Origin of the sequence: Pseudomonas sp. R4-39-08, assembly GCF_003852275.1 — a bacterium.
GTDB lineage: Bacteria > Pseudomonadota > Gammaproteobacteria > Pseudomonadales > Pseudomonadaceae > Aquipseudomonas.
Window position 1 is genome coordinate 3,401,708 of record NZ_CP027733.1, and the last position, 21,949, is coordinate 3,423,656.

The following is a 21,949-nucleotide window of genomic DNA, read 5'->3' on the forward strand; positions in this document are numbered from 1 at the left end:
GCCATGACCTTTTCAATCGTCGGTCGCTGCGCCGAGACCGGCCAGTTGGGCATCGCCATCAGCTCCTCGAGCATTGCCGTGGGCGCGCGTTGCCCATGGCTGCGGCCGGGTGTAGGTGCGGTCGCCACCCAGAACATCACGCTGCCGGCCCTTGGCCCGGAAGTGCTCGACTGCCTGGAGCAAGGCCTCACGCCGGCGGATGCCGTCGACACAGCCCTGACACGCAACGGCTACAGCCAATACCGCCAATTGACCGCAATCGATCACCTGGGCCGCAGCGTGCATTTCAGCGGCAGCGAAACCCTCGGCACCCACAACGCCCTGTCGGGCGAGCAATGCGTGGCGGCGGGGAATATGCTCGCCGACCAAGGGGTGATCGAGGCGATGGTCAGCGCCTTCGAACATGGCGAAGGCCAGTTGGCGGACCGCTTGCTCGCGGCAATGCATGCCGCCATCGGCGCCGGTGGCGAAGCCGGCCCGGTGCATTCCGCCGCGCTGGTGGTGGTGGGTGAGCTGACCTGGCCGATCATCAACCTGCGCGTGGACTGGGCCGATGAAGCCCCCATCAGTCAGTTGCAAACACTGTGGGACGCCTACCGTCCGCAAGTGCAGGACTACATCGACCGCGCCCTCGCCCCCGACCGCTCCCCAGGCTATGGCGTGGCCGGAGATGAGCGATGAGCCGCAGCCGCGAGTTGCTGCAGACGCTGGTGGGGTTCGATACCACCAGCCGCGAGTCCAACCTGCAGTTGATCGAGTTCGTGCGCGACTACCTGGAGGGGTTCGGCGTGGCCAGCGAGCTGATCTACAACGCGCCGCGCAGCAAGGCTAACCTGTTCGCCAGCATCGGCCCGGTGGAATTACCCGGCATCGTGTTGTCGGGGCATACCGATGTGGTGCCAGTGGATGGGCAGCCTTGGACGTTGCCGCCGTTTCAACTGACCGAGCGTGACGGCAAGCTGTACGGGCGTGGCACCGCCGACATGAAAGGCTATATCGCCTGCGTGCTGGCGCTGGTGCCGGAGTTGGTCAAGGCGCGGTTGCGCCTGCCGGTACACATCGCCCTGTCGTATGACGAAGAAGTCGGATGCCTCGGGGTACGCTCGCTCCTCGACGTGTTGGCGCAACGTCCGGTGAAGCCGATGCTGTGCATTATCGGCGAGCCGACCGAGCTCAAACCGGTGCTCGGCCATAAGGGCAAGCTGGCGATGCGCTGCGATGTACAGGGCGAGGCGTGCCACTCGGCGTATGCACCGTCCGGAGTGAATGCGATCGAGCATGCCGCCGAGTTGATCGGCGAACTGGGGCGCATTGGCCAACGCTTGCGTGCACACCAGGACCCTCGCTTCGATCCGCCGTTCAGCACCGTGCAAACCGGCGTGATCAGCGGCGGCAAGGCACTGAATATCGTGCCCGCCGACTGCCGGTTTGATTTCGAAGTACGCGCCCTGCCCTCGATGGATCCGGGTGAAGTGGCGCACGAACTGCACACCTACGCCATGCAGCAAGTACTGCCGCGCATGCAGGCCGTGAGCAAGCAGAGCTCGATTCGGTTCACCGCGTTGTCGGCTTACCCGGGCTTGGTCACCGGTGAGCACAGCCAGGCCGCGCAATTGATTGCGTCGTTTTGCGGCTCCAGTGCGTTTGGCACCGTGGCGTTTGGCACTGAGGGTGGGCTGTTTGATGCAGCGGGTATTCCCACCGTGGTGTGCGGGCCAGGCAGCATGGACCAGGGGCACAAGCCGGATGAGTTTGTGAGCGTGGAGCAGCTGGCAGGGTGTGATGCCCTGTTACAGCGGATGCTGGACTCGCTACGCATCTGAAATACACCACAAATCAAATGTGGGAGGGGGCTTGCCCCCGATGGCAGTGGTTCAGCCAATACATGAGCTGGCTGATACACCGCTATCGGGAGCAAGCCCCCTCCCACATTGGGCTCTGTGTTTACCCGAGCAATCGCGCCAGCTCTTCGCGGCAGTAATCGACGAACAACTGCACCGGCTTGGTCAGCGGGGCGCGCTTGAGCCACACCGCCGACAACCCCGAGCCAGTGACGGTTTCTACCAGCGGAATACACACCACCTTCTGCCCATCATAGGTGTACTCGCTGAACGGCTTTGTCACCAGGATCGAAAACCCGAACCCGCGCCCCACCATGCCCCGTACCATCTCGATCGACGGCGAGCTGAACACGATATTCGGCGTCAACCCACGCTCATCAAAGATGCTCACGAAGTAAGTCCGGCTCGGCAGCACATCCAGCAGAATCATCGGCTCCAGCACCAGGTCGACCAACGACACCTTGGCCTGCCGTGCAAAACGGTGATCGGCCGGCAGCAACGCGTATGGCTGCTGCGGCGGCATCAACGGCGTGGTCTCGATGGCGCCGCCCAGGTCGTGCTCGAACAGCATCGCCACATCGATGGTGCCCGCCGTCAGCGCCTGCACCAACTCCTGCTGCTCACCGTCACGCAGGCGGATTTCCACCCCCGGCCAGCGGGTCTTGAAGCCGGCGATCAGGCGCGGCAGGTACAACGGCGCCACGGTCTCAAAGCAGCCGATATCGATCTGCCCGGCCACCACATCATTGTCGGCCAAGGCGTTCTGTTCGAACTCATGGGCCACCCGCAGCAGCTCCAGCGCCTTGCGATAGAACCGCGCGCCGCTGGGGGTCAGCGACACACCCTGGGCGTGATGGCGGATAAACAACTGCACACCAAAACTGTCTTCCAGCTGCTTGATGGCGGTGGACACCGACGGCTGGGCGATATACAGCTTGCGCGACGCCTCGGCGACGCTGCCGCATTCGGCGGTGGTGACGAAATATCTGAGTTGGCGCAGGTTGTAGGCAGCCATCGGGGCCTCCGAAAACGGGGGTTTTCGCCCCAAAAACGTGCAAGAAAAACCGGCTTTTTTTCGTCGATTCAAGCCCATGCAACATACCGGAGCAAAAACCGCCGCGAGATACTTTTTTTAAGGTCTATAGCAACAAACTTACTAATTTACCTCCCCGTGCCCATTGCAGATGATCACTCCAACAACAAAGCGCCGCCGTTGCTGCGCACAGCGAAGTACGTCCACGTACTCACCTTGCCTTGGAGCTCGTCATGGTTACCACTGCAACATCCTCCGCCCCGCTTATCGAAAAACACACGATTGGATACGTGCCCCCGGAAGATCGCCATGGAAAGGTAAGAGACCTGTTCACCCTGTGGTTCGGCGGCAACATCGCGCCGCTGCCGATCGTCACCGGCGCATTGGGGGTGCAGTTGTTCCACCTCAACCTGGTATGGGGCATCGTCGCCATCCTGGTCGGCCATCTGGTCGGCGGTGTGTTGATGGCACTGCACTCGGCCCAGGGCCCGCAAATGGGCATTCCGCAAATGATCCAGAGCCGTGCCCAGTTCGGCTCCCTCGGCGCGTTGCTGGTGGTGGTGATTGCCGGCGTGATGTACATCGGCTTCTTCGCTTCCAACATCGTGCTGGCCGGCAAATCCCTGCATGGCGTGGTCGATGCGGTGCCGGTGCCCGTCGGCATCGTGATCGGCGCCATCGGTTCGGGCATCATCGGCATCATCGGCTATCGCTTCATCCATGTGCTCAACCGCATCGGCACCTGGGTACTTGGCGCCGGCATCGTGCTGGGCTTCGGCTACATTTTCACCCATGTGCAGACCACGGATTTCCTGACCCGCGGCAGCTTCAACATTTCCGGTTGGCTGGCCACCGTTTCCCTGGCCGCGCTGTGGCAGATCGCCTTTGCGCCGTATGTTTCGGATTATTCCCGCTACCTGCCCGCCGATGTACCCGTCGCGTCCACCTTCTGGACCACCTACCTGGGCTCCGCGCTGGGTTCGAGCCTGGCCTTCATCTTCGGCGCCGTCGCCGTGCTCGCCACCCCCGTGGGCATGGACACCATGGACGCCGTCAAACTCGCCACCGGCGCCATTGGCCCGCTGATGCTGGTGCTGTTCCTGCTCAGCGTGATCAGCCACAACGCCCTGAACCTGTACGGCGCGGTGTTGTCGATCATCACCCTGGTGCAGACCTTCGCCTACCGCTGGATCCCTACGGCGAAAAGCCGCGCGGTGATCTCGGTGGTGGTGCTGGCCGCCTGCGCGATTGCGGCGGTATTCGCCTCCAAGGACTTCATCGGCCACTTCGTCGACATGGTGCTGGTGCTGCTGGTGGTCCTGGTGCCGTGGACGGCGATCAACCTGATCGACTTCTACGCGATCCACAAAGGCCAATATGACATCGCCTCGATCTTTCGCGTGGATGGCGGGATCTATGGCAAGTACAACCCACAAGCGCTGCTGGCGTATGCGGTGGGCATCGCGGTGCAGATTCCGTTCATGAATACGCCGCTGTACGTCGGGCCGATTTCCGAACACATCAACGGGGCGGATCTGTCCTGGGTGGTGGGGTTGGTGGTGACGTCGCCGTTGTACTTCTGGTTGGCGAGTCGGGACAGTGCGTATAAGCGCCGGATGGAGGGGGGCAAGTTGGCGGCTGGGGTCTGATACAAACGCTCGGTTGCGCCTTGGAAGGTTTGTATGGCGAACTCGATCAAAACTGTGGGAGGGGGCTTGCTCCCGATAGCGGTGGATCATTCAGCACATCAGTGCCTGATCCTCTGCTATCGGGAGCAAGCCCCCTCCCACATTGGACCTTCATACATCAGGCAGACCTGGCAGCCACCTCAGCGGCGCGCTACCAACTCCCCGACGCCCCACCGCCGCCACTGGAACCACCGCCACCGGACGAGCTGCTATTGGAACTGGAACTTGAACCGCTGGAACTCGAACCCGACCCACCGCCAGACCCCGATCCCGAACCCTCGCCGATCTTGCCGAAAATAATCAGCGCCACGAACGAAGCGATAGGAAACGCCAGCAGCCAACCGTCGCGACCGTCATCCAACATCCACCCGGCCACCCCATAGACCGCGACCGCCGCCAGCAGCCGCACGACAAAGCCTGTGCGGCTGGTCCTCCAGGTGTGCCTCATGATCATCAACAGCAGCAGATACAACCCCAGCACCGCCAACACAGCCAGCGGCCACGCCAGCCAATGGATAAAACTGACGTCCACATACCGATCCGCCACCCCCAGCGCGACGCTGTAGACGAGTAACCCGACCACGCCGTAAAACAGCGGCCGTAGCTGCCACAACGCGCCGAAGGTGGCGCCGCCAATCAACAGGGTCAGCGGTATTACAAACAGAAACATTGGCCATTCCCGACCACCGCCCAGCAGCGCCAGCAATAACGTGGCCGCCACGGCGACGATCAAGGCCTTGCGCCAATGCACCTTGCCGGCGGCGAGCAGCGCCCCAATGAGGCCGCCCAGGACAAACGCCGCCAGTACCGCGATGATTTGTGGATTGATCCCAGGCCCGGCCACTTTGGGCAGGTCGCCGCCGTCCACCAGCACGGTCAGGGCGTCCACACCCTGTTGAACGCCGCCGGCAAAGTCGCCCTGGCGAAATGCCGGGGTGATGCGCTCTTCGATGATGCGATGGGCCAGCAGGTCGGTGACCGTACCTTCCAGGCCATAGCCCACTTCAATGCGCACGGTGCGGTCCTCCTTGGCCACCACCAGCAGGATGCCGTCGTCGACGTCCTTGCGCCCCAGCTTCCAGGCGCGGAACAGTTGGTTGGCGTAGTCTTCGATGCCGGTGTCGCCGGTGCTGGGCACCAGCAATACCGCGAGCTGCGCGCCTTTGCGCTGCTCAAGGTCAGCCAGTTGCTGCTTGAGGCGCAAGACGCTGCCCGCGTCGAGGGTGTTTGTCAGGTCTATGACCCGCTTATCCAGCGCAACGCCGATGGGCAACGTGTCGGCCTGGGCGGTGCTCCACAGACTGGCAAACACCAGGGCCAGCAAACTCAAGACGGATTGCCGCAGCATCAGCATCATGTATTGTTACCTGAAGTTTCTTCCTGAAGGCGCCGACTTTACCTTATCTACGCGCAAACGCGACCCAGGGCCAGCGACTCTCTAACGTGCGAACTGGCCAGGGTGCATGGCGGCGATGTGGCGGTGAACTCCTGCGCGACGCGCGGCACCACGTTCAGCGTGACGTTCCAGGCAGGTACGCCGCACCCTGCATGATCGGCTCGACGCTGCCCGTCAACACCACCCCGCCCTGCCCGTCCCACTGCACCGTCAGGGTTCCGCCGTCGCATTCGACCTCCACTTTGTCATCCAGCAGCCCGCGTCGAACGCCATTGACCACGGCCGCGCAGCAACAGGACCCGGAACCCAGCGGCACGCCGCCGCCGCGTTCCCAGATCCGCAGGCGGATACGGTTACGCTCGAGCACCTGCACGAAATGCACATTGGTCCTGGCCGGGAACAGCGGGTGATATTCCAGAACCGGGCCCACCGCTTCGACATCCACCGCAGCGATGTCTTCCACGAAGAACGTACAGTGCGGATTGCCCATGCCGCAGGCGGCCGGCTCACCGTCGATGGGCAGCACGCGGGTGTCCATCGCCCGCGCCAGCGGCACCGCCTCCCACGCCAACGAAGGTTCGCCCATGTCCACCGACACCCGCTGCCCGTCCACGCGCACGCAGGTGAGTAACCCACGGTCGGTACGCAGCACCACGGCATGGGTGCCGGCCTCATGCATCAAGCGGTCGGCCACGCCTCGTGTGGCGCTGCCACAGGTTTGCAGTGGCGTGCCGTCGCAGTTCCAGAACTGAATGCGGGCGGCGGCGTCGTCACAGTCGAGCATGACCGCGAGTTGATTGAAACCGATGCCGGTGTGCCGGTCGCCCAGGCGTCGGGCGATCTGCGCCGTGATAGGGTTATCCTGGCCACGGCGGTCGATGATGATGAAGTCGTCGCCGTGGGCGTGCATTTTCACGAAGGGCAAGGTCATGAACGGTCCTGTAGTCGAACGAAACAGCCCCACTCTAACACCCCCGTAGCAGCGAGGAGATGGACCATGCTTATCGTATTCAGCGGCCTGCCCGGCACCGGCAAGACCACGATTGCCCGGGAGCTGGCCCGGCAGATGGGTGCGGTTTACCTGCGCATCGACGTGATCGAGCAATCGTTGCGGGAGGCTGGCGGGTTGGCGGGCGATGTGGGTGCCAGCGGTTATGGCGTGGCGAATGCGTTGGCACTGAGTAATGTGCGGCTGGGGCAACGAGTGATCGCTGACTGTGTGAACCCGGTGAGGGAGAGCCGCGAGGCTTGGCGAGGCGTAGCGCGGGCGGCGGGCGTTGAGCTGGTCGATATTCAGGTGATTTGTTCTGATCAGCAGGAGCATCGGCGTAGAGTCGAGCCGTGAAAGCGATATTCCAGGGTTGCTGCCGCCGACTTGGCAGTCGGTGCTGGCACATGAATACGAAGCCTGGGATGAGCCGCCGGTCCTGCTCGATACGGCGCGGCTCACACCCGCACAGGCCATCGCGTCGGCCCGCGCACTGCTTGATCGTCCCCACGCTCCGCGTGGGCATGCAGCCCGTGACGCTCTGCGTCACCTGCGCAAGGGGACGCGGAGCGTCCCAGGAGGCATTCCCACGCGGGAGCGTGGGAACGAGCCCTGACAGAGGGTTGGCGTCAGCCGGGGAAGTTGGCGCGCAACGCCTCCAGGCCATCGTTGTACACGCCGGCAAACAACGTCTCCGCCGCTGCATCCGTGGTGCCCTCGGCCGGCGTGAACACGCCGGACCAGGTTACTTTGGCAGACGATTCGGTCAGCGCTTCGACCTGCACGGTCGCCAAGTAAGCGCTCACCGGAAACGGCGACTGCTCAATGGTGTAGCTGTAGGTGCGCGCCACGTTGTCGAAGGTCTGCAACCGCTCGACAATCTGGCCGCCATCGGCAGTATGCAGGTGACGCACGCGGCCACCGTCGCTCGGCTCGCTCTTGGCGATGAAGGGCAGCCAGTCAGGCAGGCTGTTGAAGCCACCGATGAGTTTCCAGACCTGGTCAGCCGACGCAGGGATTTCAATCACAGAAGACGCTGTTGCCACGATAAATACTCCAGACCGTTAAAAAATCAGATTGCCATGCTGTCGACAACACCACCGTCGACCCGCAACGCGGCGCCGGTCGTGGCAGACGACAGCGGTGAAGCAATGTACGCCACCAGGTTGGCCACTTCATCCACATTCGCCGCGCGCTGGATGATCGAAGTCGGCCGCGCGTTGCGCACGAACACATCGGCCTCGTCCCGCGCGGTGCGCCCGGATTGTTGCGTGGCGTCCTTGAGCATGTGCTCAAGGCCATCGGTGAACGTCGGCCCCGGCAGGATCGCGTTGACCGTCACACCGGTACCTGCCAGGCGCTTGGCCAAACCATGGGACACTGCCAGATTGGCGCTTTTGGTCACGCCATAATTGATCATGTCTGCCGGGGTCGCCACGCCGGATTCAGACGACACAAAGATCACCCGCCCCCAGCCCTGCTCGACCATGCCGGGTACGTAATGCCGCGCCAGGCGCACGCCGGAGATCACGTTGACTTCATAGAAGCGCGTCCATTCACTGTCCGGTGCCTCGAAGAAATCCACATCATTGAAGATGCCCAGGTTGTTGACCAGGATATCGGCGCGGGGTTCGGCGGCGAACAGTGTCTCGGCGCCTTCGACCGTGCCCAGGTCGGCCACGCACCCGCGCAGATCGGCGCCTGGCACCGCCTGACGGATGCTCGCCAGTGCAGCGTCGACTTTGCCGCTGTCACGCCCGATCACCACCACAGTGGCACCGGATTGCGCCAGGGCCTGACTGATGCCCAGGCCGATCCCGGCCGTGCTGCCGCTGACGATGGCTACTTTGCCGCTCACATCGATTTTCATGGTTGAACTCCTGAAGTTAAAGCGGCAGAGGCGCGCGAAGCGAGATCAACTGCGCATCGCGCAACGCCTGCCAGAAGGCTGCTGGAATCTGCTCTGACAACGCCGCCACGTCTTCGGCAATACGCCCCGGACGACTGGCACCGGGAATCACCGCGGCCACGGCCGGGTGAGCCAGGGAAAACTGTAGCGCAGCGGCCTTGACGCTGACGCCAAACGCTTGGGCAATCGCCTTGATCTGCTCGACTTTGGCGATGATCGCCGGGCTGGCCTGCTGGTATTCAAAGTGCGCGCCGCCGGCAAGGATGCCGGAGCTGTAGGGGCCACCGACCACGATCTCAACGTGCTGTGCGAGGGCCGCGTCCATCAGGCGCTGCAAGGCTCGCTCGTGGTCGAGCAGGGTGTAGCGACCGGCCAGCAGAAAGCCGTCGGGTTGGGCTTCGGCCAGGTCCAGCGTCAACTCGCACGGTTCGACGCGGTTCACACCCAGGCCCCAGGCCTTGATTACGCCTTCTTCGCGCAAGCGCGTCAGCACCTTGAACGCGCCGGTACGCGCCTGGTTGAAGTACTCCAGCCACTGGTCGCCGTAGAAATCCTGGGCAATGTCGTGAATCCACACGATGTCCAGGCGGTCGGTGCGCAGGCGCTCAAGGCTGTCTTCGATCGAGCGCAAGGTGGCGTCGGCGCTGTAGTCATTGAGCATTTTGTTCGGACGGCCGTGCTCGAACACACCGCTTTTCTCGCCCAGGTCACGGGCGCTGTCTTCGACCTCGTCGAGAATCACCCGGCCGACCTTGGTGCTGAGCACATAGTCGTCGCGGTTGTAATGGGACAAGGCCTGGCCCAAGCGGATTTCCGATAACCCCGAACCGTAGAACGGCGCGGTATCGAAATAACGCACGCCGTGATTCCAGGCGGCCTCGACGGTGGCCTGGGCTTCTTCTTCAGGAATCGCGCGGAACATATTGCCCAACGGTGCGGTGCCAAAGCCCAGGACGCCGGGCAGTTTGTCTTTCAAGCTCATGGTGGTTCCTCAATCGGTTCAGGGTCGCGATGACCGTTGAGCAGATCCTAGATTGCCTGGATCGGACCGTCCAAGACATACTACGACCAACTTGAGTCCCGATAGGTCTTACATGATTGATCTACGCCAACTGCGCTACTTCGAAGTGGTCGCCGAAGAACAACACGTCGGACGCGCCGCCGAGCGCCTGCACATCTCCCAGTCACCGTTGAGCCGGCAGATCGCCCAGCTTGAAGAACGCCTGGGCCTGACCCTGTTCGAACGCAGCCAGCAACGCATCCGCCTGACCCGCGACGGCCAGACCTTCCTCGCCGAAACCAAGGCGCTGCTGACCCACGCCAACCGGCTGGAGTCCCTGGGCAAGCGCCTGGGCCGGGGGGAAGAAGGCGGTTTGTGCATCGGCTATATCGAGAACGCCATGCACGCCGGGGTATTGCCCACTGCCTTGCGCGTGCTGCGCGATGACCGGCCTAACGTGCATATCAAGCTGTATAACCTGCCCTCCCTTGAACAGTTGGAAGGCCTGCGCCAGCGCAGCCTGGACATTGCCCTGGTGGGCGAACCACCAGCGGCCGACGACCCGGACCTGACTGCCCGCCAGGTGCTCGATGAACCCATGCTGCTGGCCTTGCCCGAACATCACCCGCTGACGCAGCAACACGAGCTGCTGCCCGAACACCTGGCCGATCAACAATGGATCGGCGTACAGCGCAAACCCGGCGCCAGCCCGGCTGATGACTTCGTCGCCGCGTGCATCCGTGCCGGTTTCACCCCACAGATCCCCATGGAAGCCAGCGAGCCCTTCACCGCACTGGGCCTGGTGGCCTCCGGACTGGGCGTGGCCATGGTCCAAAAAGGCCTGAGCCGCAACGCACCACCAGGCGTGGTGTTGCGCGAACTGCCCTGGCTGAACTACACCACCCCGCTGTGGGCGGCCTGGCACCGCATCAACCTGCGGCCGTTGGTGGAGACGTTTCGCAAAGTGCTGACCGAACCCCAAGGCTGACGCAATCCAAACTGTGGGAGGGGGCTTGCTCCCGATAGCGGTGGGTCAGTCAGCTCATCTATGGCTGATATACCGCAATCGGGAGCAAGCCCCCTCCCACAGTTTGACCGAGTCCATACTGGCATCTTGTAAAGTCCCGCACTTCCCCCTAGCTTATGCGCCCCCCGCCCAGCGCTTTAAGGCCTTGCCCCATGGTTTTGCGTTTTCGTCCCGTCGTCACTTCACGTTTCGCCCTTGGCCTGTTGTTCAGTGGAGGCATCGGTCACAGCCTGGCGGCGCAGGTTGAGCTGCCGGCGGTGCAGATCCAGGGCCAGGATGAGTCCGGCTATCGCACGCAAACCGCCGCGGTCGGTGGCTTCGATGAGGCGCCCCTGCTCGATACGCCCGCCTCGATCAGCGTGATCAACGCCGCTCTGATCAAGGACCAGCAGGCCCGCCTGCTCAGTGAGGTGCTGCGCAACGACGCGTCGGTGGGCGACAGCTACGCGCCCATCGGCTACTACGAAAACTTCGTGGTGCGCGGCTTCTCGCTGAATGCGGCGAGCAGCTACAAGATCAATGGGCGCACCATCACCGGCGAGCAGAACGTCGCCCTGGAAAACAAGCAACAGGTGGAAGTGCTCAAGGGCCTGGCCGGGTTGCAAAGCGGGATTTCCGAGCCCAGCGGGGTGATCAACTACGTGACCAAGCGCCCTGAGGACGTGCGTTCGGTGACGGTGTCCAGCGATGATCGCGGCAGCGGTTATGTGGCCACCGATGTCGGCGGCTGGTTCGGCAGTGAGCAGCAGTTCGGCCTGCGCGCCAACGTCGCCCACGAGGATCTGAATTCGTACGTGGAGCATGCCAACGGCCAGCGCGATTTTGTGTCCCTGGCCTTCGACTGGAATATCAGCCCGGATGCCGTGCTGCAACTGGATGCCGAATACCAGAACAAACAGCAGCGCTCGGTGCCGGGTTATCAATTGTTGGGCGGTACCGAGGTACCCCACGACGCCTCGCCGAAAAAACTGCTCGGCCACCAGACCGGTTCCAGACAAGTGGGCATCGACTCACTGAACCTCAACGGCAAATTCGAATATCGTTTCAGCGATCAGTGGAAAGGCAACATCAGCGCGGCGCGCAGCAAGGTGGTGATTGACGATTACAGCTCATTTGCGTGGGGCTGCTACGGCTCGGCCAGCTGCAGCTCGGCAAGCGTGCCGAACTACTTCAGCCCCGAAGGCAATTACGACGTCTACGACTACCGCAGCCCTGACGACACGCGGCGTGACGACGAAGTCCAGGCCGCCATGACCGGCCTGTTCGACACCGCAGGCATAGGCCATGAGCTGACCTTCGGCACCAGCGCGTTTCGCCGGGTGATCGACAAGCGCAAGTCGGTCAATGAGCTCATTGGCACCGCCAATATCGACGCAGATGCGCCGAGCTTCCCGCCGACTGACAAACCATTGAACGACAGCCATCGCACCCTCGACAGCCGCCAATACGGCCTGTTCGTCACCGACCGCATTCGCTTCAACGAGCAATGGCAAACCATCCTCGGCGGCCGCGAAGTACGCCTGGACGAAACAGCCTTCGACGGCGTCACCGGCAATAAGGCCCGCCACACCCAACAGTATGTGTTCCTGCCGCAGGCTTCGTTGATCTACAAACCGATTGAAAACGTCTCGCTGTACACCAGCTATAGCAAAGGGCTGTCCCTGGGCGGCACCGCGCCCTGGTTTGCGAATAACGCCGATGAAACCCTGGCGCCTACCACCTCACGGCAGATCGAAGCCGGGGTGAAATACGACTGGCGCCGCATCAGCTTCGCCGCCGCTGTGTTCCAGACACGCCAGGCCTATCAGTACGCGAAGCCCGAAGACGGCGAGTTCACCTACGTGCAACAAGGCGAGCAGAAAAACACCGGGATCGAAGTGTCGGCCAACGGCTGGGCCACCGAGCGCCTGCAGGTTTCCACCAGCGTCGCGGCGATCCGGGCGCGGGTGAACGGCAGCGGTACGCCGGAATACGAAGAGCACCAGGCGATCAACGTGCCCAAACTGCGCGCCAGTGTGTATGCCGACTATGCGCTGCCTTGGGTCAATGGCCTGGCGGTGCTTGGTGGTGTGCAATACAGCGCCAAAAAGTACGCCAACCGCACCGGCAATGTGGAGGTGGGGGATTACGCGGTGGTCAATATCGGCAGCCGCTATACCACCCGGGTCGATGGCTATGAAACGGTGTTTCGCCTGAGCGTCGACAACCTGTTCGACAAGCGCTACTGGCGCGACGCGGGCGAATACATGGGCGATGACTACCTGTTCCAGGGCGCGCCGCTGACGGCGCGCCTGAGTGCCTCGGTGAATTTCTAAGGGTTACTTGGGCATCTTGCGAAAGCCAACGGCCAGGCGATTCCAGCTGTTGATGGTGGCGATCGCCACGCTCAGGTCAACCTGTTCCTGCGGGCTGAATTCGGCGGCCAGTGCGTTGAAGTCTGCGTCCGGGGCGTGGGTCTGGCTGAGCAGGGTCAGGCTTTCGGCCCAGGCCAGGGCGGCGCGTTCACGCGGGGTAAAGAACGGCGTTTCACGCCAGGCCGACAGGGTGTACAGGCGGCGCTCGGTTTCGCCGCCCTTGCGTGCATCGGCAGTGTGCATGTCGAGGCAGAATGCGCAGCCGTTGATCTGCGAGACGCGCAGGCGCACCAGTTCCAGCAGCGGCAGTTCGATGGAGAGTTTGCCGACCGCCGCCTCCAGGGCCAGCATGGCTTTCATGGCGTCGGGGGAAGCGGTGTAGAAATCGGTACGGGTTTGCATGGTGGAACTCCAGAACGGTGGGATTGGTGAGCAGATTAGTCACCTGGGCGTTCTGGAGAAATAGCCAATCCGGGCGAAGAACAGGTGACCAATCTACAGGCCACGATTCTTCAACCACTGCAGGAAACCCTTCTTCACCGGCACCACCGGCGCGTCCTCGGTCAGCGCCTGGGCGGCATGCACGCGGAAATCCAACAGCGCCTTCATGGCTTCGCCGATGTCATGCCGTGCATCCAGGCAGGGCTTGAGGTATTCGTTTTCGATGCGGTACAGGGTGCAATAAGTCTTGGCGGTGAAGTCCGCCAGCGTGGCCTGGTCGGACAGGATGCCGGACTCGCCAATCACCTCCCCCGGTCCCATGCGCCCGGCTTCGAACTTATGGCCACCCTTGAGCAACATCACCGAAACCACGCCGGATTCAATGATGAACAAATGGTCGCTGACCTCCCCCGCCGGCAGGATCATGTCACCGGCGCGGTAGGTGTGCAGGGTCATGTTCTGGCTGAAGGTGTCTTTTTCCTCCTGGCGCAGCGTGGAAAAGATCGACGAACGCTCAAGCAAGGCTCGCGCGCCGGAGACCGTGGCGGGCGTGCTGCCTTCGGTGGCAGACAACAGGCCCACGCCCGCCGCCTGCAAGTGCCGGAATGCCAGGTCGTAAAGCTGGTTGCGCACTTCGCGCTTGAGGCCCATGGCCGGCACGAAGCCACTGATTTCATACTCCACGCCGCCACTGCTCGACACCTTGAACGCCACGCTGGGCGCCGGCTTGGCCAGCAGCGCCCGGCAGCCCTGCATCGCCCGCTCGAGGGCCTCGATCACCGTTTGCGGACGCGCATGGGGGCTCACTTGCAGGCTGACTGCCAGGCCGAACATGTCCGCCGGGCGCGAGAAGTTGATGATCTTGGCCTTGGCCGCCAGGGAATTGGGGATGACCGCCAGGCTGCCCTGGGACGTCTGCAACCGCGTGGCACGCCAATCGATGTCGGTGACGCGGCCTTCGGTGCCGTCAATGGAGATCCAGTCGTCGATCTGGTAAGGCTTGGTGGTGTTGAGGACGATCCCCGAAAACACGTCGCTCAGGGTGCTTTGCAGCGCCAGGCCGACGATGATCGCCACGGCGCCCGAGGTGGCGAGCACGCCTTTGACCGGCAGATCAAGCACGTAAGCCATGGCGGCGATGATCGCGATCAGGAAAATCACGGCGCCCATCAGGTCCTGCAACAACCGCCCGGTATGGCCGACCCGCTGCATCATCACCGCGCCGAGCAATACCGTGAGGGTGCGCGCGGCGAACAGCCACCAGCCGATCTGCAACGCGGTGGCCGCCAGGTGCAGGGTGGTGTCATCGGCGTAGGGCGCCGCTTGCATGGGGTTCATGCCGTCGTTGAACAACACCGCACTGAACACCGCAAAGATCACCAGCCGCGCCGCGAGTTTCCAGTTGGCGAGCGTGGGCGAGATCAGGCGCCACACGGCAATGTCGATAAGGATCAGCGCCACGGCGCACAACATCGGGTGATCAGCGATAAATGAGGGCATCCAGGCGACTCCAGGGCGAATGCCGAGAAGATCGCATGAAATGGCGATGGCGGGTATAGCGCAGGAAAAAATGTGGGAGGGAGCGAGCCCTAATGCCAGTCAGTCAAGGCGACACCGAACCTGTGGCGAGGGAGCTTGCTCCCGCTGGACTGCGCAGCAGTCCCATTGTTTGGGGCCGCTTCGCGCCCCAGCGGGAGCAAGCTCCCTAGCCACAAGTTAGTTCTCGCTCCTGCTACTTCTTAACTGACTGGCATTAGGGCAAGCCCCCTCCCACGGGCTTTCAGGCCTGCATGCGCCCGAATTTTCCCGACTGGAAGTCGGCAAAAGCCTGGTGGATTTCCTGCTCGCTGTTCATCACGAACGGCCCGTGGCCGACGATGGGTTCGTCGATCGGCTCGCCGCTGAGCAACAGCACCTTGGCGTCGTCATTGGGCTCAAGGGTGAGCCGGTCACCGTCACGCTCGAACAGTGCCAGTTGCCCTTGGCGCGCGACTTCTTCGCCATTGACCCGCACCGTCCCGCTCAAGATTACCAGTGCGGTGTTACGCCCGGCGTTCAGGTCCAGCGTAACGGCCTTACCGGCCTTCAGGCGCAAGTCCCACAGGTCAATCGGCGTGAAGGTACGCGCAGGCCCTTGAGTGCCGGCGAATTCACCGGCGATCAAGCGCAGTTGCCCCGCGTCGCCCGGCAGCCCCAACACCGGAATGTCGCCATCGACAATGGTCTGGTAACCGGCATCGGCCATTTTGTCCTTGGCGGGCAGGTTGACCCACAGCTGCACCATCTCCAGCGGCCCGCCTTTGCGCGCGAAAGCTTCAGAATGAAATTCTTCATGGAGAATGCCTTTGGCGGCTGTCATCCATTGCACATCGCCCGGGCCGATTTTGCCGCCAGCACCGGTGGAGTCGCGGTGCTCGACTTCGCCGTCATAGACGATGGTCACTGTTTCAAAGCCGCGATGGGGGTGCTGACCGACACCGCGACGTGTTTCGGTAGGCGTGAAATCGGCCGGGCCGGCGTGGTCCAGCAACAGGAAGGGGCTGATGTGTTTGCCCATCGTGTCGTAGGAAAACAGGGTGCGCACCGGAAAGCCGTCGCCGACCCAATGGGCGCGGGGGCTGGTGTAGATACCGATCAGTTTTTTCATGGTGTACCTCCAAAGTGCATACACCATAAGTCTCCCGACCGTTGAGCACTAGCCGGCGAACGCGGCTTTGAGCGTTCTATGTATAGGACAATGCCTTGGGCGTGCGCTTACGCAACAGGCGGAACGCGACGAAGGCCGCGACGGCAAAAACGGCTTGAATAACGATCATCGGCGTCGCGCTGCCATCACGTAAATGGCTCAACAGCACGCCGCTGCAGGTGGCCCCGAACATCTGCGCAAACCCCATCAACCCGGCGGCCAGCCCGGCGCGATGGGCGTTGGGCATTACCCCGCCCGTGACCGCACCGGGCAGCACCAGCCCGCCCCCGAGCGTGGCCAGGGCGATGGGTAGGTCCAGGCCGACCATCGAGAGCCCGAACAGCACATAAATCACCAGAGCCAACACCCCACCGGCCGCCACCAGCGTCACGCCCATCGTCACAATCCGCTGCGGTCCCAGGCGCAAAATGTTGCGCCGGGTATAGGTGGAACCGACGATCAGCATCGACACGATCAGGCCAAAATTGATGCCGTACTCCAGGCTGCTCAACCCCAGCAGGTTGATGAATACCGCCGACGAACCGGCAATCACCGCAAACATCGCGCCGTAGGTACAGGCCAGGGCCACGGCATAGGCACGGTACTGGCGGCCCTTGAGCAAATCCAGGTATTGCCCGCCGAGGGTGCGCCAATGCGCGGCCTTGGGATCGAGGTGAGGGTTGCTCTCGCGAAAGAACGCCACCGCCAGCAGCAACACGACGCTGCCGATGACCACAGCGAGCACGATGGGCGCGTGCCAACCGAACAGTTTGATCAGCAAGCCGCCCGCCATCGGCGCCATGACAATGGCATAGAGCATGCCGATCATGGTCAGCGCCAGGGCCGGGCCCGCCTCGGTTTTCCACACATCGCGTACCACCGTGCGCGCCAGCACCAACGCGGCGCATGCCCCCAGGCCCTGCAGCACGCGGGCGGCGATAAATTGCTGAATGTCGGTCACCAGCAGCATCGACAGCGTCGCCAGCACGTACAGCGTGAGGCCACCGATCAATACCGGACGGCGGCCGATACGGTCCGACAACGGCCCGAACAGCAACTGCCCCAGGCCGAACGCGGCCACAAATGCCGACAGTGCCATCAACGCCGAGCCTGGCGGCGCCGCCAATGCCTGCTCGATGGCGCCCAGGCCCGGGATGATCAATTGCGTCGAGACTTCACCCAGCGCTGTCAGCGCAACCAGTAAGAACAACAAGCGGCGCGAAGGTGCCGGGGCGTTTGCCATGGGGAATGTCCGGGGGCTGGATTAATTTATATTTCGACCATAATATGAGCGAAAAATTATGTCCATAATTTTTTGCCCTATGGTCACCCTGGAGTCCGTCATGCCGCCCCTTTCCTTTCGCCTCTTAACGCCCCTGGCTCTGTTGATGGTCCTCAGTGGCTGCAACAGCAAGGCCGACAGCGCCGCTCAAATCTCCCCGCCGCGTCCGGTACTCGCCGTCAAGGTCGAGGCTGGCGGCACCCAGCAAAGCGCGTACACCGGTGTGGTTGCCGCCCGTACCGAAAGTAACCTGGGCTTTCGGGTCAGCGGCAAGGTGATCGAACGCAAGGTCGATCCCGGCCAGCACGTCTCTCGGGGCGACACCCTGCTGGTGCTGGATATCGGCGATTTCGAACTGGCGTTGCGCTCGGCAAAAAACCGCGTCAACGCCGCCCAGGCGCAACTGCGCCAGCGCCGCGACGACGAAAACCGCTACCAGCGCCTGGCCAGTACCGGCGCGGTGTCGCGGCAGATTTTCGACCAGTCGGCGACCAACCTGCGCGTTGCCGAAGCGGAACTGGCGGCGGCGCAATCGGATGCCAGCCAGATCGAAAACCGGCGTACTTATAGCGTGCTCAAGGCCGATGGCGACGGCGTCATCACTGACGTCCTGGCGGATCGCGGCCAGGTGGTGGCCGAAGGGCAGATCGTCGCGCGCCTGGCCCATGACGGCGCCCGCGAAGCCATCGTCAACCTGCCGGAACAGCAGCGCGCCCAGGCCGCGCAAAACGCCCTGGCCTTCCCCTTCGGCGCCCCGGACCAGGCCGTCACCGCTACGCTGCGCGAGTTGTCCGCCAGCGCCGATCCCACCACCCGCACCTACCGCGCGCGCTATGTGCTGCACGGCCCGGTGGAGCGTTTCGCCCTCGGCTCCACCATCACCGTGCGCCTGCAAGGCAACGGCCAGGCCCAGCAAACCCGCGTACCCATCGGGGCGTTGCAGGATGCGGGGCAAGGCACCGGCGTATGGCTGGTCGGTGAAGACAACCGGATCAGCTTCGCCCCGGTGAAAGTCGCCAGCCTCGGCCAGGAAGAGGCCCTGCTCGACAGCGGCGTCACGCCCGGCCAAACCATCGTCGCCCTCGGCGCGCACCTGTTGCACAGCGGTGACAAAGTACGTCTGCTGCCCGCCCAGGCGCTGGCCCTCAACCGCAAACAGGACCAATGAGCATGCGTGGAATCAACCTTTCGGAACTGGCGGTCAAGCACCGCGCAGTCACGCTGTTCCTGATCATTGCGATTATCGCTGCCGGGATCTTCTCGTTCGGCAAACTGGGGCGCGCCGAAGACCCCTCGTTTACCGTCAAGGTCATGACCATCACCGCCGCCTGGCCCGGCGCCACTGCCGAAGAAATGCAGGAACAAGTGGCCGACCGCCTGGAAAAGCGCCTGCAGGAACTGGACTACTACGACCGCGTCGAGACCATCGCCCAACCGGGTTTCGTTTCGATGCGCATGACCTTCCTTGAATCCACGCGCCCGAGCGAAATACAGGAGCTGTTCTACCAGACCCGTAAAAAGCTCAGCGACGAAGCCGCGAAACTGCCCAAGGGCGTGATCGGGCCGTTTTTCAACGATGAGTATTCGGATGTCTACTTTGCGCTGTATGCCCTGGAGGCCGAACACTTGCCCCATCGCCAGCAGGTGCAAATGGCCGAAGCGCTGCGCCAGGGCCTGCTCAACCTGCCGGGAGTAAAGAAGGTCAATATCCTCGGCGAGCAGGCCCAGCGCGTGTTTGTCGAGTTCTCCTATGAGCGCCTGGCGACCCTGGGCATCAAGCCCGAACAGATCTTCGCCGCCCTCGCCGCGCAAAACGCCGTGGCGCCCTCGGGCTTCGTCGAAACCGCCGGCGCCCGCGCCTACATCCGTATCGATGGCGCCTTCGACAGCCTTGCGCTGATCGAGAACGTGCCGGTGCAAGCCAATGGCCGCGTGCTGCGCATCGCCGATGTGGCCACCGTCAGGCGTGGCTATGAAGACCCGCCCAGCTACCGCATCCGCCACCAGGGCGACCCGGCGCTGATGCTTGGGGTGATCATGCAGAAGCATTGGAACGGCCTGGAACTGGACAAAAGCCTGCAGGCCCAGGAAGCCCGAATCCAGGCCGACCTGCCCCTGGGCGTAAATTTTGCCAAGGTGTCCGACCAGGCGAAAAATATCAGCCTGGCGGTGAACGAGTTCATGCTCAAGTTCTTCGTCGCCCTGGCCGTGGTGATGCTGATCAGCCTGTTAGCCCTAGGCTTTCGCGTCGGGCTGGTGGTGGCGGCGGCCGTGCCGCTGACGCTGTCGATTGTGTTTGTGATCATGCTCGTCACCGGCCGTGAATTCGACCGCGTCACCCTCGGTGCCCTGATCATTTCCCTGGGCCTGTTGGTGGACGACGCCATCATCGCCATCGAAATGATGGTGGTGAAACTCGAAGAAGGCTTTGACCGCATCCATGCGGCCACCTATGCCTGGAGCTCCACGGCGGCGCCTATGCTGACCGGCACGCTGGTAACGATCATCGGCTTTTTACCCGTGGGGTTCGCGCGATCCGGTGCCGGCGAGTACGCCGGGAATATCTTCTGGATCGTAGGCTTTGCGTTGATTTCATCCTGGTTGGTGGCGGTGGTGTTCACGCCGTATCTGGGCGTGAAGCTGTTGCCGCAGATCAAGCCGGTGCCCGGCGGGCATGATGCGATTTACGCCGGGCGCTATTACCAGAAACTGCGCGGCCTGGTGGAGGCCTGTGTGCGAGGGCGCTGGCTGGTGACCGGGCTGGTGGTGGCGGCGTTTGTGCTGTGCGGCCTGGGGATGGCGGTGGTAAAGAAACAGTTCTTTCCCGACTCCGACCGCTCCGAGCTGATTCTGGAGGTGTACATGCCGCCCGGCAGCGCATTCAAAAGCACCGAAGCGGTGGCGGCGCAGGTGGAAAAAGCCCTGTTGCAGGAACCGCAGACGAGCCTGGTCGACACCTATGTAGGCGGCGGCGCACCGCGCTTTTTCCTGTCGTTGAACCCTGAGCTGCCGGACCCGGCGTTCGCCAAGCTGATCGTGCAAACCCCGGACTCCCACGCCCGCGATGCCTTGAAAGTGCGCATGCGCGAGCGCATCGCTGCCGGTGAGTTCCCCGCAGCGCGGGTGCGCGTCACGCAACTGGTGTTCGGCCCGCCGGTGCCGTTCCCCGTAGTGTTCCGTGTGTCCGGGCCGGACCTGGACACGCTGCGCGGGCTGTCCGAACAGGTGCGTCAAGTGGTGGCCGGCAACCCGCTGACCCGCGACGCCTTTCTCGAATGGGGCGAACGCGCCGGCGGTTACCGCCTGGTGCTCGACCAGGATCGCCTGCGCCTGCTGGGTTTCACCCCGGACGAGGTCAAGTCGCAGCTCAATGCCCTGCTCAGCGGCAACCCGATCACCGAAGTGCGTGAAGGCAACCGCACCGTATCCGTGGTGGCCCGCGCCCAGGGCAGCCAACGCGAAGACCTCGGCAACCTCAACAACATGACCCTGACCAACAGCGCCGGCACGTCGGTGCCGCTGGCCCAGGTCGGGCATTTCCAGGCGGTGATGGAAGAACCGATCCTCAAGCGCCGCAACCGCGCTACCACCGTGGAAGTGCGCGCCGACATCATCGACGGCGTACAACCGCCCGATGTGGAAATGGCCGTGTACAAAGACCTGCAGCCGCTGATCGCCCAGCTGCCCAGCGGCTACCGGATCGACATCGGCGGCCCGGTTGAAGAAAGCGCCAAAGCCAACGTCGCCCTGGCGGCGCTGTTCCCGATCATGATCCTGCTGACCCTCACGGTGATCATGTTCCAGGTGCGCTCCTTCGGCGTGATGCTGATGGTCTTCGCCACCGCGCCGCTGGGCCTGATTGGCGCGGTGCCGACCTTGCTGCTGTTCAACCAGCCGTTCGGGTTCAATGCGATCCTCGGGCTGATCGGCATCGGCGGGATTCTGATGCGCAATACGCTGATCTTCACCGACCAGATTCGCCAGAACCAGGACCACGGCATGCCGATCCGCGAGGCCATCGTCGAGGCAACCGTGCGCCGAGCGCGGCCAGTGATCCTCACCGCACTGGCGGCGGCGCTGGCGTTCATTCCGCTGACGCTGTCGGTGTTCTGGTCGTCCCTGGCCTATGTGCTGATCGGCGGGGTGCTGGTGGGCACGGTGTTGACGCTGCTGTTCCTGCCGGCGCTGTGCAGCCTGGTGCTGCGCGACAGGGTTGCTGAAACTTCCCACGTAACCGCCGGATAAGCTCTACTCCCCCGCCCTGAAAACCTCTGCAAAGTCCTTCGCCTGATTAAACAGTGCGA

17 protein-coding genes and 1 pseudogene are annotated in these 21,949 nt (G+C 63.1%); 8 read left to right on the forward strand and 10 right to left on the reverse strand.

Going from position 1 to position 21,949, the window contains the following annotated elements; all coding sequences use genetic code 11:
• Positions 1-3: 3 nt before the first annotated feature.
• Positions 4-681, forward strand: coding sequence for a DUF1028 domain-containing protein (locus C4J88_RS15705; protein WP_124407498.1), 678 nt, complete (start codon positions 4-6; stop codon positions 679-681).
• Positions 678-1,823, forward strand: coding sequence for an acetylornithine deacetylase (gene argE, locus C4J88_RS15710; RefSeq protein ID WP_124407499.1), 1,146 nt, complete (start codon positions 678-680; stop codon positions 1,821-1,823). Before C4J88_RS15705 ends, argE begins: the two co-directional genes overlap by 4 nt.
• A 121-nt stretch (positions 1,824-1,944) precedes the next feature.
• Here argE and C4J88_RS15715 read toward each other — a convergent pair whose 3' ends face one another.
• A complete protein-coding gene (locus tag C4J88_RS15715) occupies positions 1,945-2,856 on the reverse strand; it encodes a LysR substrate-binding domain-containing protein (RefSeq protein ID WP_124367334.1) in 912 nt (303 codons plus the stop codon).
• A gap of 251 nt (positions 2,857-3,107) precedes the next feature.
• On the opposite strand from C4J88_RS15715, the gene C4J88_RS15720 reads away from it, so the two are divergent.
• Positions 3,108-4,523, forward strand: a complete 1,416-nt coding sequence (locus C4J88_RS15720; RefSeq protein ID WP_124363198.1) for a cytosine permease — start codon at positions 3,108-3,110, stop codon at positions 4,521-4,523.
• Positions 4,524-4,713: 190 nt separating this feature from the next.
• Here C4J88_RS15720 and C4J88_RS15725 read toward each other — a convergent pair whose 3' ends face one another.
• Positions 4,714-5,919, reverse strand: coding sequence for a YgcG family protein (locus tag C4J88_RS15725; protein ID WP_124407500.1), 1,206 nt, complete (start codon positions 5,917-5,919; stop codon positions 4,714-4,716).
• 154 nt (positions 5,920-6,073) lie between these two features.
• Entirely contained in the window at positions 6,074-6,889 is an 816-nt protein-coding gene (dapF, locus tag C4J88_RS15735) for a diaminopimelate epimerase (RefSeq protein ID WP_124407501.1), read from the reverse strand.
• A 66-nt stretch (positions 6,890-6,955) separates the two neighbouring features.
• On the opposite strand from dapF, the pseudogene C4J88_RS15740 reads away from it, so the two are divergent.
• Positions 6,956-7,562, forward strand: a pseudogene (locus C4J88_RS15740) (AAA family ATPase).
• A 13-nt stretch (positions 7,563-7,575) separates the two neighbouring features.
• Here C4J88_RS15740 and C4J88_RS15745 read toward each other — a convergent pair.
• The 3 genes from C4J88_RS15745 to C4J88_RS15755 are packed head-to-tail and all read right to left on the reverse strand — an operon-like array spanning position 7,576 to position 9,837.
• Positions 7,576-7,992 (reverse strand): SRPBCC family protein, encoded by a 417-nt coding sequence (locus C4J88_RS15745; RefSeq protein WP_124371000.1) that lies wholly within the window; start codon positions 7,990-7,992, stop codon positions 7,576-7,578.
• Positions 7,993-8,018: 26 nt separating this feature from the next.
• Entirely contained in the window at positions 8,019-8,816 is a 798-nt protein-coding gene (locus C4J88_RS15750) for an SDR family NAD(P)-dependent oxidoreductase (protein ID WP_124367338.1), read from the reverse strand.
• A 16-nt stretch (positions 8,817-8,832) separates the two neighbouring features.
• On the reverse strand, positions 8,833-9,837 hold the full coding sequence (locus C4J88_RS15755; RefSeq protein ID WP_124407502.1) for an aldo/keto reductase: 1,005 nt from the start codon (positions 9,835-9,837) through the stop codon (positions 8,833-8,835).
• A 112-nt stretch (positions 9,838-9,949) separates the two neighbouring features.
• Between C4J88_RS15755 and C4J88_RS15760 the strand changes: the two genes are divergently transcribed.
• Complete coding sequence (locus C4J88_RS15760) at positions 9,950-10,843, forward strand: LysR substrate-binding domain-containing protein (protein ID WP_124367340.1); 894 nt, start codon at positions 9,950-9,952, stop codon at positions 10,841-10,843.
• Between the two features lie 191 nt (positions 10,844-11,034).
• On the forward strand, positions 11,035-13,197 hold the full coding sequence (locus C4J88_RS15765) for a TonB-dependent siderophore receptor (protein ID WP_124407503.1): 2,163 nt from the start codon (positions 11,035-11,037) through the stop codon (positions 13,195-13,197).
• A 3-nt stretch (positions 13,198-13,200) separates the two neighbouring features.
• Here the strand turns inward: C4J88_RS15765 and C4J88_RS15770 are convergent, their stop codons facing one another.
• From C4J88_RS15770 to C4J88_RS15785, 4 genes are all read right to left on the reverse strand, one after another.
• Entirely contained in the window at positions 13,201-13,638 is a 438-nt protein-coding gene (locus tag C4J88_RS15770) for a carboxymuconolactone decarboxylase family protein (RefSeq protein WP_124363208.1), read from the reverse strand.
• Positions 13,639-13,731: 93 nt separating this feature from the next.
• A complete protein-coding gene (locus C4J88_RS15775; RefSeq protein ID WP_124371006.1) occupies positions 13,732-15,177 on the reverse strand; it encodes a mechanosensitive ion channel family protein in 1,446 nt (481 codons plus the stop codon).
• A 280-nt stretch (positions 15,178-15,457) separates the two neighbouring features.
• Positions 15,458-16,324, reverse strand: coding sequence for a pirin family protein (locus C4J88_RS15780; protein ID WP_124407504.1), 867 nt, complete (start codon positions 16,322-16,324; stop codon positions 15,458-15,460).
• A gap of 76 nt (positions 16,325-16,400) precedes the next feature.
• Positions 16,401-17,606 carry a multidrug effflux MFS transporter gene (locus tag C4J88_RS15785; protein WP_124407505.1) on the reverse strand — a complete coding sequence of 402 codons (1,206 nt, stop codon included), beginning with the start codon at positions 17,604-17,606 and terminating at the stop codon, positions 16,401-16,403.
• A 100-nt stretch (positions 17,607-17,706) separates the two neighbouring features.
• On the opposite strand from C4J88_RS15785, the gene C4J88_RS15790 reads away from it, so the two are divergent.
• Together C4J88_RS15790 and C4J88_RS15795 are read left to right on the forward strand one after the other, a co-directional pair.
• Complete coding sequence (locus C4J88_RS15790) at positions 17,707-18,813, forward strand: efflux RND transporter periplasmic adaptor subunit (RefSeq protein WP_124407506.1); 1,107 nt, start codon at positions 17,707-17,709, stop codon at positions 18,811-18,813.
• 2 nt (positions 18,814-18,815) lie between these two features.
• Entirely contained in the window at positions 18,816-21,890 is a 3,075-nt protein-coding gene (locus tag C4J88_RS15795) for an efflux RND transporter permease subunit (protein ID WP_124407507.1), read from the forward strand.
• Positions 21,891-21,949 lie beyond the last annotated feature (59 nt).